The organism is Candidatus Methylomirabilota bacterium (genome assembly GCA_036005065.1).
Classification (GTDB): Bacteria; Methylomirabilota; Methylomirabilia; order Rokubacteriales; family DASRDR01; genus DASYQW01.
On sequence record DASYQW010000216.1, the window covers coordinates 1 to 11,511 of the forward strand.

10 protein-coding genes and 1 pseudogene are annotated in these 11,511 nt (G+C 70.8%); 10 read left to right on the forward strand and 1 reads right to left on the reverse strand.

Annotated elements, in window-relative coordinates; all coding sequences use genetic code 11:
- Positions 1 to 199 precede the first annotated feature (199 nt).
- Both VGW35_15940 and VGW35_15945 read left to right on the forward strand, forming a co-directional pair.
- Positions 200 to 1,210: a cyclase family protein gene (locus VGW35_15940; GenBank protein HEV8309151.1), complete on the forward strand. Its 1,011-nt coding sequence runs from the start codon at positions 200 to 202 to the stop codon at positions 1,208 to 1,210.
- A gap of 172 nt (positions 1,211 to 1,382) precedes the next feature.
- Positions 1,383 to 2,264, forward strand: coding sequence for a substrate-binding domain-containing protein (locus VGW35_15945; GenBank protein ID HEV8309152.1), 882 nt, complete (start codon positions 1,383 to 1,385; stop codon positions 2,262 to 2,264).
- A gap of 13 nt (positions 2,265 to 2,277) precedes the next feature.
- Here the strand turns inward: VGW35_15945 and VGW35_15950 are convergent, their stop codons facing one another.
- Positions 2,278 to 3,504: a choice-of-anchor tandem repeat NxxGxxAF-containing protein gene (locus tag VGW35_15950; protein HEV8309153.1), complete on the reverse strand. Its 1,227-nt coding sequence runs from the start codon at positions 3,502 to 3,504 to the stop codon at positions 2,278 to 2,280.
- A gap of 64 nt (positions 3,505 to 3,568) precedes the next feature.
- Between VGW35_15950 and VGW35_15955 the strand changes: the two genes are divergently transcribed.
- The 8 genes and pseudogenes from VGW35_15955 (at position 3,569) to VGW35_15990 (ending at position 11,407) form a co-directional block, all read left to right on the forward strand.
- Positions 3,569 to 3,814, forward strand: a complete 246-nt coding sequence (locus VGW35_15955) for a hypothetical protein (GenBank protein HEV8309154.1) — start codon at positions 3,569 to 3,571, stop codon at positions 3,812 to 3,814.
- A 292-nt stretch (positions 3,815 to 4,106) separates the two neighbouring features.
- Entirely contained in the window at positions 4,107 to 4,907 is an 801-nt protein-coding gene (locus tag VGW35_15960) for a TIM barrel protein (protein HEV8309155.1), read from the forward strand.
- The gene (locus tag VGW35_15965) at positions 4,897 to 5,898 is read left to right on the forward strand and encodes an ABC transporter substrate-binding protein (GenBank protein HEV8309156.1); all 1,002 of its coding nucleotides are present in this window, start codon (positions 4,897 to 4,899) and stop codon (positions 5,896 to 5,898) included. The genes VGW35_15960 and VGW35_15965 overlap by 11 nt, the downstream gene beginning before the upstream one ends.
- Positions 5,874 to 7,547 carry an iron ABC transporter permease gene (locus tag VGW35_15970; protein HEV8309157.1) on the forward strand — a complete coding sequence of 558 codons (1,674 nt, stop codon included), beginning with the start codon at positions 5,874 to 5,876 and terminating at the stop codon, positions 7,545 to 7,547. Before VGW35_15965 ends, VGW35_15970 begins: the two co-directional genes overlap by 25 nt.
- Positions 7,547 to 8,602 carry an ABC transporter ATP-binding protein gene (locus tag VGW35_15975; protein HEV8309158.1) on the forward strand — a complete coding sequence of 352 codons (1,056 nt, stop codon included), beginning with the start codon at positions 7,547 to 7,549 and terminating at the stop codon, positions 8,600 to 8,602. The genes VGW35_15970 and VGW35_15975 overlap by 1 nt, the downstream gene beginning before the upstream one ends.
- Positions 8,603 to 8,922: 320 nt before the next feature.
- A pseudogene (locus VGW35_15980) lies at positions 8,923 to 9,102 on the forward strand (ATP-binding cassette domain-containing protein).
- Positions 9,103 to 9,362: 260 nt separating this feature from the next.
- Positions 9,363 to 10,403, forward strand: a complete 1,041-nt coding sequence (locus VGW35_15985) for a LacI family DNA-binding transcriptional regulator (protein ID HEV8309159.1) — start codon at positions 9,363 to 9,365, stop codon at positions 10,401 to 10,403.
- Positions 10,400 to 11,407 (forward strand): PfkB family carbohydrate kinase, encoded by a 1,008-nt coding sequence (locus VGW35_15990; GenBank protein HEV8309160.1) that lies wholly within the window; start codon positions 10,400 to 10,402, stop codon positions 11,405 to 11,407. The genes VGW35_15985 and VGW35_15990 overlap by 4 nt, the downstream gene beginning before the upstream one ends.
- Positions 11,408 to 11,511: the final 104 nt, after the last annotated feature.

The following is an 11,511-nucleotide window of genomic DNA, read 5'->3' on the forward strand; positions in this document are numbered from 1 at the left end:
CTTTCCGCCAGGCGAGGAGCCGCCCGCTGACTGATGGGTCGCGGACGCCGGATGTGAATCGGGGCCCTGGGCGGTGGCAGGCCTCGCGCCCGCGGAGCCAGCTTGACAGCGCCGACCGATCGCGACAGCATTGGGGCGCACCGCGTATGCTCTCCTCGCCAACGCCCCTCGGGGCCGGATGCCCGAAAGGAGGCCTTTCGTGAGGTACACGACGTGTGCCGTCATCCTAGTCGCGCTGCTCGGCTCGGCCTCGCTTTCCTTCGCCCAGACCGACTGCAAGTCGGTCGTACCGGCCTCGCCGTGGGGCCCTAACGACCAGACCGGCGCCACCAATCGGGTCACCCCGGCCGTGACCAAGGCAGCGGCCACGGAGATCCAGGAGGGCAAGGTCATCCTGATGTCCCATGTCTTGGTGGACGGGATCCCGCTCTTCGGGTCCCGCTTCACGAAGACCATTCTCACCGCCACCACCCTTGCGCCCGGCGGCGCGCTGGGCGAAAACCAGCTGACCTACATGGAGGACACCTGGCTCAGCCAGAGCCACGTCGGCACGCATCTCGATGGGATGGGGCACATCGGGCGGAAGGATTGCTACTACAACCAGACCCCCATGGGGAAGTACATCAACCAGAACTACATGACCCGCCTTGGCCTCGAGCATCTCAAGAGCTTCGCCACCCGCGGCGTGCTCGTGGACGCGGTCCGCGTGTTCGAGCAGGCGGGCAAGCTGAAGAGCAACCCCGCGTGCCGGAAGCCGTGCCTCGACAAAGGAACGGTGATCACGGCCGCCGACATCCAGGCTGGCCTCAAGATGTACAACGTGACCCTGCGCGAAGCCGACATCGTGGTCGTCCACACGGGCTGGGGTGACCTGTTCATGCAGTACCCCGCCAAGAACGCCGAGTTCAACTCGGGTGAGCCCGGCATTGGCAAGGACGCCGCCAAGTGGCTGATCGACCAGAAGGTGGTGGCGGTCGGTGCCGATCAGTGGGCCGTCGAGGTCATTCCCGGGGAGGATCCGAAAGAGGCGTTCATCGTCCACAACATGCTGATCACGGACAACGGCATTCACATCATCGAGAATGTGCGCACCGATCTGATGGCCGAAGAAGCGGCCCGCACCGGCCGCGCGACGTTCTTTTTCAGCATGACGGTGCCGAAGGCGGTCGGTATGACCGGGAACTTCGTTGCCATCGAAGGGATCCGCTAAGCGGGAGAGTCCGCCCCCGCGCACGCCGGCGCCTCCGGAGAGGCGCTGGCGTGTCCTCGCCGCCGTCGCGCTCGCGTGTCTCGTCGTCGGGGCCGCGGCCGGAGGGCCGGCGCCGCGTGCCGCCGAACCTCGGTACCTCGTCGCCTTCGCGAATCTCACCGGGGAACCCGGCGTGGCACTCGAGGGGACCGGCTTCACCGGCGGTGATGTCCGCGAGAGCTTCTTGCTGGCCGTCCGAGACCTGCCGATCGACCTCGTGTTCTACGATAACCAGCGGGATGCAAGCAAGGCCGTCGCCAACGCCATCGATGCGATCGACCGGAAGGTGAACCTGTACATTCAGTATCACCAAGACCTGGCGGCGAATCTCGAGGTCGCCGAGAAGTTGCGGACGGCCGGCATTCCGGTGCTGGCTGTCAACTACCCAGTCCCGGGGGCGCCGCTGTATACGGCCGACAATCTCGCGGCGGGCCGGATCGCCGGCGACACCCTGGGCGCTTTCGCGAGCCGGAACTGGCCCGGGCAGCCGCTCCTCGGCGTCTTGGTGGGAGCCCTGGGCGACCAGGCCAGTCGAACGCCCGAACGGGCGCAAGGCGTCGCCGAGGGACTCAAGCGGCACCTGCCGACCCTGCGGCCGCTGAGTCTCGACACGCACGGCAATCCGAGTCAGGTCGCGCCGCTCCTCGGCAAGGCGATGGCCGCCCATCCGGGCGCGAAGATCGTGGTAGCCGCCATGGACGACGCCACCGCGCTGGCTGCCAAGGGCGCGCTCGAGGCAGCCGGACGCGCGCAGGACGCCGCGATCGTGAGCCACGGTGTCGACCGATCGATTCACGGGGGCGTCAGCGAGCGGAAGGAGATCGATCCGTACAACCGCGGCAGCATCGTGATCGGATCGGTCGCGTTTTATCTCGACCGATACGGCTACGACATCCTATCCCTCGCCCTGCGCATGCTCCGCGGCGAGCCCGTGCCGCCGCGGACCACAACCCGTCATCAGCTGATCACCGCAGCCAATGTCTGGCGGGAGTACCCGCCCCGTGACATGAACTGAGGCCCACGGGGCTTCAGGGCCGGCGCCCCGGCTCCGCGATGAAGATCCCCTCGACACCCTCGCCGGTCGCGGTCGTTGCGGTGGCAAACGTGACGCGGCCGGCGGCGATGGCGGCGATCGGATAGAGCCCGAACGAGGCGAGCGGCCCGACCCCTGGCAGGTCGTCCCCGACACCGACGATGCGGCGGAGGCCGTCCGGGGCGGCCACGAAGACGGCAACGGTCGTAGCGCTGCGGTCCACGGCTGCGGTGAAGGCGATCGGGCCGTCAGCGGCCACCGTCGGCCACAGGCCGAAGTGGGCGAACACGCCGCCGCCCGGCGCCGGGTCGCCGAGTGCCGCCACCGGGCGGACCCGGCCGCCGTCGGCCGCGAAGATCCCGCTCGCCACCGGCGCGTCCTTCAGCGTCGCGAGGAAGACCAGGGCGCCGGTGTCGTTCAGCGCGATCCGCTCGGAGAACTTGGCGAAGATGCCGCCGAGAGGCGTGGGCTCCCCCGCGCCGACGAGCATGCGGAGGGGACCGCCATCCGCGAGGAAGAGGCCGCCCGGCACCGCGCGACCCTCCACGACGGCCGGGAAGGCGACGTGTCCGCGATCGCTGACCACTGGCACGCCGAAGCCCGCAAACGTTCCCCCCGCTGGGGCGGGCTCGCCTTGGACCACGACCTTTCGAAGCCGACCGCCGGCCCTGACGTAGATGGCTTCAAGGCTTTCGCGGCCGCGCCGGACCGTGGCGAGGAACGCGACGTCCCCGCGGTTGTTCAGCGCGGGGACGTCGACCGCGGCCAGGGTGCCGGCGGGGACGCCGGGCGCGGCATCCCCGGCCAGCGCGATCGTCCGGAGGCGGCCGCCGCTCGCGACGAACACACCCTCCACCGTCCGGCCGCCGCTGACCGCCGCCGCGAAAGCGATGGTCCCCGCGTCGTTGAGCGACGGGATGGGATGCTTCGCGAAGCCGGACAGGGTGCCGCCGCCGGGAGCCGGATCGCCATCGACGGCAACCTTCCGGATGCGGTCGCCCGCGGTGACGAAGAGCCCTTCGCCGGCCGGACCCCGGAGCAGGGTCGCGAAGAACGCAACCTGACCGCGCCGGTTCACGGGGGCGAGCACGGGCTGCGCTTCCACGCTGACGTGCTCGAAGCGGCCGCCGCCCGGAGCCGGCTGGCCCATGAGCACGATGGGCCGAATACGGAACGGCGGCGGCTCGGCGTGGCCGGATCCGCTGGCGAGGAGTGTGATCAACGCTGCGAGAGGGAGTCGCCGGATCATTGCGCTGGAGTATAGAGAGGTGCTGCAATGGGGTCAAATGCGGACGCGGATCGGGCTGGGCGCGCTACTCGGACTCCTGGCGATTACCGCGCCGGCGCCCTCCACCCAGCACGCGGATCCGGCGATGCTCCGCGGCGCCTGCTACTGCCGGGCCGGGGGCCGGTTAACGTGCCTGGGGGAATTCACCCGGGTCGCGTGCGAGCGCCGCTGCGCCGAGGACTTCTGCGACGACTGGTTCTGGCTGGAGCGGCGCCCGTGCTGGAATTGGGGCTACGGTGGATGACCGCCTCGCGTCCGCTCGTTTCGCGCCGCTCGACGCCGGTGGGCCGCGCGAGTGCGGGTCGACCCGGGCCGCGAGCAGCAGAGCCGTCGATTTTCGCGTCGGACGCAGGGAACCGTGAGGCATCCGGACCATAGCATAGCCCGCAAGCCGGCCAACCGCTGCCGAGCCTAGCTCGCGGCCGGGCCGCAATGTACCGACGACGCCAGCCTCACCGCGCTTGACAGACGGCACGCGACCGGCTATGGTCGCCCCGCCGCACTCACAAATTCGATGAGCGGGGGATTCTGGTACGATGATGCCTCGGCTCATGCTCTGCAATGCGCCCTTCGGGCGCGACGTCGTGGCGGTGCGGGACTACGTCGGCGCTCGCGGGTATGACGGCGTGGAGTGGGGGCTCGACAACATGCGGGTCGCGGTGGCCCGCGCGCGCCGCCAGCGGACGCTCGACAGCTTCCGCAGCGCGGCGCCGCTCGCCTCCCTCCACGCGCCCTACACCGATCTCGAGCTGGGCCACCGGGACGGCGAGTACGCCGCCGCGGCCCTCCGGATCCTCCGAGAGTACGTCGACGTGACGGCCGACCTCGGCGCCCGTCACCTGAACCTCCACGTCGGCTCCCACGCGCTCGAGCCGGAGGAGCTGTCATGGCACACGCTCATCCGGAACCTGACCGTGTTGCTCGAGTACGCCGCCGGGCGCGGCGTCCTCGTGACGGTCGAGAACCTCCGGCTCGGGCTCACCAGCGATCCGGAGACCTTCGCCCGGCTGCTTCGCGCAACCGGCGCGCCGGCCTGCTTCGACCTCGGTCACGCGCACGGCAGCGCCTGGGTCCAACGCCGCCACGGTTCGGTCGTGGACGTCCTGCGCGCCGTGCCGACGCGGGTCGCCGCCGCCCACGTGTACTATACCGAGACGGAGGATACCCACCACCCCGCCACCGACGTCGCCCAACTCGGTCCGGCGCTCGACGCGCTGGTCGACGCGCGCTGCGACTGGTGGGTCGTCGAGCTCCACACCCGGGACGCCCTCGAACGGACGCGGGCGGTCCTCGACCAGTACCTGACGCTCCACGCAGGAGGTGTCCGTGCGTCGTGACCGGATCCTGGGGCTCGGCCTGCTGGCGGTGCTGGCCACGGCCGTGCCCGCCGGTGCTCAGGGCCGGCCGGTGATGGTCTACGGGGTCATCCACGAGTACACGCTCGCCCGGCTGATGCAGCTCTACGAGCGCCAGACCGGGGGCAAGGCGGACTTCATCCGACTTTCGGCCGGCGAGGTGGCGACCCGCGTCCAGGCCGAGCGCCAGGCGCCGAAGGGCGACGTCGTCTTCGGCATCTCCCGCGCCATCGCCGAGTCGATGAAGGCCCAGGGGCTGCTGCAGCCGTACAAGACACCGCGCCGGGCCGAGGTGCCGGTGCGCTACGTCGACCCCGAGGGTCACTGGACGGGCAGCTCGCTGACCGTCCAGGGCATCGCCATCAACACCGAGCGGTGGAAGAAGGACTTCGGCGCGGCGCCGATGCCGAAGACGTGGGAGGACCTCCTCGACCCGAAGTACCAGGGGTTGATCGTCGCCCCCAGCCCGCTCTCCTCGGGGACGGGCTTCACCTTCGTCGTCGGGCAGTTCTTCCGCCTCGGTGAGGAGAAGGGCTGGGAGTATCTCACGGCGCTCGACAAGAACGTCCGCTTCTACACGCCGAGCGGCATCGCCCCGACCCGGATGGTGGCCGCCGGCGAGTTCCTCATCGCCATCACGTTCGCGCACGACGCGCTCAAGGCCATCTCGGCCGGCTACCCGGTGACGCTAGTCCACCCGGCCGGCGTGAGCTGGGACATCGGATCGGTTTCGCTGATCAAGGGCTGCCCGAACCCCGAGGGCGGGAAGAAGTTCGTCGACTGGGTGCTCGGCCACGACCCGATCCAGCTCGTCGTCGACCTGAACTTCGAGGGCTCGCTCCGCTCGGACGTGAGCCTGCCGCTCGGCGCCACGCCGCTGGACAAGCTCGACCTCGTCGACTACAAGCTCGACTGGGCGGCCCAGCACCGGGCCCGGATCCTCAAGCAGTGGGGGGAGCTCTTCAAGAAGTAGGGCGGGCCGGGCGCCCGACGCGCTTCGCGCCGCTGCCCCGCGCGCTCAGCCTCGACGCGGCCAGCGCCGTCGCGCTCGGCCTCGTCGTCGTCGGCCTCGGCGGGTTCGTCGTCCTGCCCGTCGCGCGGGTTCTCGTAGAGCCGGGGTGGGCCGAGTGGGGACGGCTCCTTACCCAGCCGCGCTACCTCCGGCTGGCCGGCAACACCCTGCTGATCGCGGCTCTTTCCACCGTCTCGGCCGTCGCCGTTGGCTTCCTCTTCGCCTTCGCCACCTCTCGGCCTGACGTGCCGGGGCGGACGCTGTTCAAGCTGGTCGCCATCCTGCCGCTGGTCTCGCCTCCGTTCGTCGGCGGGCTGGCCTTCATCCTCCTCTTCGGCCGCCGGGGGGTGATCACCCACTCCCTCCTCGGCCTGTCGGGGGACATCTACGGCTGGCACGGAGTGTGGCTGGTCCAGACGCTGGCCTTCTTCCCGATCGCGTACCTCACGCTGGCCGGTGTCCTGCGCCGGATCAACCCGACGCTGGAGTACGCGGCCCAGGACCTGGGGGCCCGGGGGTTCGCACGGTTCCGCACCGTGACGCTCCCGCTGGCGCTCCCCGGGCTGGCGAGCGCCGCGCTGCTGGTCGGGATCTACACGCTGAGCGACTTCGGCAACCCCATGCTCGTCGGCGGTCCCTTCAAGGTCCTCGCCACCGAGACCTACACGCAGGTGACCGGCTGGGGTGATCTGGGAACGGCGGCCGCGCTGTCCACGGCGTTGCTTGTCCCGAGTCTGATGCTCTTCTGCCTGCAGCGCTATGCGCTCGAAGGGCGCGGCTCGCACGCCACGGTCACGGGGAAGGGGAGCTTCCCGGCGCCGCCGCCGACGTCCCCGCTCCTCCGCGGCCTGCTCGTGGCCGGCTGCGGGCTCGTCGCGCTGGTGCTGGTCGCGACGTACGCCGGCGTCTTCGTCGGCGCCTTCGCCCGGACCTGGGGGGTCGACTGGCGCTTCACGATCGACAACTTCGAATACACGGTCTTCCGGGGCCGCCAGCTATGGAACAGCGTCCGGTTCGCCGCGCTGGCCGCGGCCGGCGGCGCCGTCTTCGCGGTGCTGGCCGCCTTCCTCCTCCAGCGCGGTCGCTTCCCCGGCCGAGCGGTCCTCGACTTCGCGGCCGTCCTGCCGGGGGCCCTCCCCGGGACGCTCCTCGGGGTGGCGTACATCCTCGCCTTCAACACCCCGCCCCTTGCCCTGACCGGGACCGCGGCCATCGTCGTCGCCGCCATGCTCTTCCGGACCCTGCCCGTCGGGTACCGGGCGGCGGTGGCCGCGCTCGCCCAGATCGCGCCCAGCATCGAGGAGAGCGCCGCGGATCTCGGCGCCCGGCCCATCCGGACGCTCCGGGACATCACCCTGCCGCTCATCCGGGCCGCGTTCACGAGCGCGGTCGTCTTCACGTTCGTCCGGTCGATGAACACGCTGAGCGCCGTCGTGTTCCTCGTGTCGCCCGGGACCGTCGTCGCCTCGGCGTCGATCCTGGCCCTCGCCGAGCACGGCGATTGGGGTCAGGCGAGCGCGATGGCGGCGAGCCTGATGACGGCGGCGTTCATCGTGCTGCTCGGCTTTCGTCTCGCCACCGGCGGTCGCGTCCGGCTCTTCGAGCTCTGATGCCCGAGCTGCACGTCCGGCTCGACGGTCTGGTCAAGCGCTTCGGCGACACGGTCGCGGTGGCCGGCGTGTCGCTCGACATCCCGCGCGGGAGCTTGACGACCATCCTGGGTCCGAGCGGCTGCGGCAAGACGACCGTGCTCCGGCTCATCGCCGGCTTCCTGAGGCCCGACGCCGGCGACATCTGGATCGGCGGCGTCGCCCAGCGCGGCGTCCCCCCCTACGCCCGGCCCACCTCCACGGTCTTCCAGGAGTACGCCCTCTTCCCCCACATGAGCGTCTTCGACAATGTCGCCTATGGGCTTCGGCTCCGCCACACCTCGCGGCCGGCCGTCGCGGAGCGGGTGCGCGAGATGCTGCGGCTCGTCCGCCTGGAGGGGTTAGAGGGGCGGTTCCCCCGCGAGCTGTCGGGCGGCCAGCAGCAGCGGGTGGCGCTCGCACGCGCGCTTATCGTCGAGCCCCAGGTGCTTCTGATGGACGAGCCACTCTCGAACCTCGACGCGCAGCTTCGCGTCAGCGTCCGGGCCGAGGTCCGCGAGCTGCAGCAACGCCTCGGCATCACGACGGTCTACGTGACCCATGACCAGGAGGAGGCCCTCGCGGTCTCCGACCGGATCGCGGTCATGGCGAGCGGGCTTCTCCGTCAGGTGGGCACGCCCCGCGAGATCTACGAATCCCCGGCGGACCCGTGGGTGGCGGGCTTCGTCGGCCAGGTCAACCTGCTCCGCGCGACGCTCGACAGCGGCCGGCTGCGGATCGGCTCGCTAGTCCTGCCGCTTCCCCCCGACTTCTCCGGCGCCGGCGAGGTTGTCGTGGCGCTCCGGCCGGAAGCGATCCGGATCGCATCGCCGGGCGCCGCAGGCGACGGCCTCGCGGCTCAGGTGCTGTCGGCGACCTACCTCGGCACCACGGTGCGCTACCGGGTGGGGCTCGGTGCCCAGACCTTGATCGTCGACGCGCACGATCCAGCCGGCAAACCCCTGTTGACCGGAACGGTCACCATCGTCGTCGACCCGGGCCGCCTGCGCATCTGGCCCGCTCCCGTGGCCCCTTGACGCCAAGCCCAGGTCGGCTAACCGTTTCGCCACACGTTTCGCCATGGCGCACCCCGCTCTGCGTCCTGTCCGAGGAGCGCCGGGAACTCCGCAGCCGGGCTGATCTGGGACCGCCGCCTTCCACGCTGATCGTCGACCCCGTGGACGGCTCCGAGAACTTTCGCCGCGGCATCGAGCTGACGGCCTTCTCCGGTCGCCGTGCTGCCGGCCGGCATTCCCCTCGCGCCCGCGGAGATGGTCGCCGGCGTCCTGGGCAACGTGTTCACGGGCACGCGCGACCGCGCGGACGCGCCCTCTCCGCGGGCCTTGGTCGGGCTCGAATGCGAGCTCGCCCACCCCGCACTCCCCGCTCGAGTCGGACGGGTGCGCGAGGTGACGCGCTCCGTCCCTTCAGTTCGATGACCGACCAGGGGGAGCTCGTGTCGCTCCTCGGCCCGTCGGGGTGCGGGAAGACGACCACCCTTCGAATGGTCGCCGGCTTCGAGACGCCCGAGGCCGGGAGGTCTGGGCTGTACGTCACGCACGACCAGGAGGAGGCGCTGGCGATCTCCGACCGTGTCGTGGTCAGGCGGGATGGCATGGTCGAGCAGGTCGGCACCCCCGAGGCAACTCCCGCGGGCTAGGCGCTGCTCAGCGGACGCGTGGTGCTCGCTTTCGCCCCGGCGCGCCTCCGGTCTGGCCTGCGTCCTCACAAGCCTGGCAGGGTCGGGCTTGACAGCCACGACGCTTTCGGCTAAACGTTTCGCTAAACGTTTCGCCAATGGCTAGCCTGTCATCCGGCCGGATCGCCACCATCCGGGACGTCGCCCGTCACGCCGGCGTGTCAATTGCCACCGTCTCGGCCACGATCAACCGCACGGCCTATGTCAGTCCCGTACTCCAGGATAGGGTGCGGCACGCCATCGCCGAGACCGGCTACTACCCCGACGGCATCGCCCGCAGCCTCAAGAAGCGGGCGACCCAGACACTCGGGTTGATCATCTCGGACATCACTAACCCGTTCTTCACGGCGCTCGTCCGTGGTATCGAGGACGCAGCCAACGCCCGCGGCCACGCGGTCATTTTGTGCAACACGGACGAACGACTCGAGAAGGAGCGGGCGTACCTCGCGCTCTTGCGGTCGCGGCGAGTGGACGGCGTGATCATGGCTCCCGCCGGGGCGGTCGAGGACTATCACCGGTTCATCCTCGACGGGCAGACTCCGCTGGTGTTCATCGATCGTCGCGTCCCGACCCTGCCTGCCGACGCTGTCGTGGTCGACAACGTCGCCGGCGCCCGGCAAGCGGTCGCGCACCTGGCGGCCCTGGGGCACCGCCGGATCGGGGCCATCACCGGGCTGCCCCAGATCTCCACGACCCTCGAGCGGATCCAGGGCTACCGGGACGCCCTCGCCGGTACCGGCATTCCGGTCGACTCCGAGCTTTTGCGAGATGGCCACTCCCGCCTCGAGGGCGGCTATCAAGCCGGCCGGGCTCTGCTCGACCTGCCGCGGCGGCCGACCGCGATCTTCGCCACGAACAACCTGATGGCAATCGGGCTGATGCGCGCAGTGGCTGAGCGGGACCTGCGCTGCCCCGAGGATCTCTCCGTCGTCTGCTTCGACGACTTCGAATGGGCCTCCGTCTTCCGGCCGCGCTTGACCACCGTGGCCCAGCCCACCTACGCCATGGGGACGAAGGCGGTGGAGCTCCTCTTTGCCCGCCTGGATGGCGCCTCGCCCGTCGGGGCCCAAGAGATTGTGCTCAGCCCCAGCCTCGTCGTCCGCGACTCCTGTGCTTCCCCGTCGGAGCCGCGGAGATGACGGGCCTGCCCGAGGTGGTCTGTCTTGGCGAGGCCCTCATAGACCTCGTCTCTCTCCGTACCGGCATCGGCCTCGACGGCGCACCTGGCTTCCGCAAGGCCGCCGGCGGCGCGCCGGCCAACGTCGCCGTCGGTGCGGCGCGCCTGGGGCGCCGCGCGGCGTTCCTGGGCTCGGTCGGCGACGAGCCGCTCGGGAGGTTCCTGACCGAGCAGCTGGCCCGGTACGGTGTGGACGTCGGAACCGTCGTCCGGCTAACCGATCGGCAGACCGCCCTCGCCTTCGTCTCGCTGCGGGCGGATGGGGATCGCGACTTCCTGTTCCACGGGACGCGGCCCGCGCATCTCGGCCTCCGGCTCACGTCGGCGATGCGCGAGCGCATCCGGCATGCCCGAGTCTTCCACTTCGGCTCGATCAGTCTCATCGCCGACCCGAGTCGCCGGGCCACGCTCACCGCGCTCCGGGAGGCACGCGCGGCCGGCGTCTTCTGCTCGTACGACCCGAACCTGCGCCGCGATCTCTGGCCCGATGCGCGGACAGCCCGGCGCCGGCTCCGGGAGGTCGTCGACGCCACCGACTGCGTCAAGGTCAATGCCGAGGAGCTGCGGTTCATGACGGGGGAGACTGACCTCGATCGAGGCCTCCGCGCCCTGACCCGGATGGGACCTTCGCTCGTCGTCGCCACGTTGGGTCCGGCCGGCTGTGCCTACGCGGGCCGGGCTGGAGAAGGCCAGGTTCCGGGCTTCCCGGCCAAGGCCATAGACACGACCGGGGCTGGTGACGCCTTCGTCGCCGCGATGCTGGTGGGACTCCTCGAGGATTCGGATGGGCGTCCTCTCGCGGTCCCCGACCGCTCGGCGCTCGAAGCGATCCTCGCCTTCGCCAACGCGACCGCGGCCCTCAGTACCGAGCGTCGGGGCGGCATCCCGAGTCTGCCCGGCCGGCGCCGCGTCAGTGCGTTCCTTCGGGCGCACGGCGCGCCGACGCTTGCCCGTCAGGGAGCCTGACAGTGCGCGCCGCCGTCTACGGGGGCCCGGGGCGGATTGCCGTGGAGAGCCGGCCGATCCTGCCCCCGGCGCCGGACCAGCTGGTCCTCGAGGTTCGAGCCTGC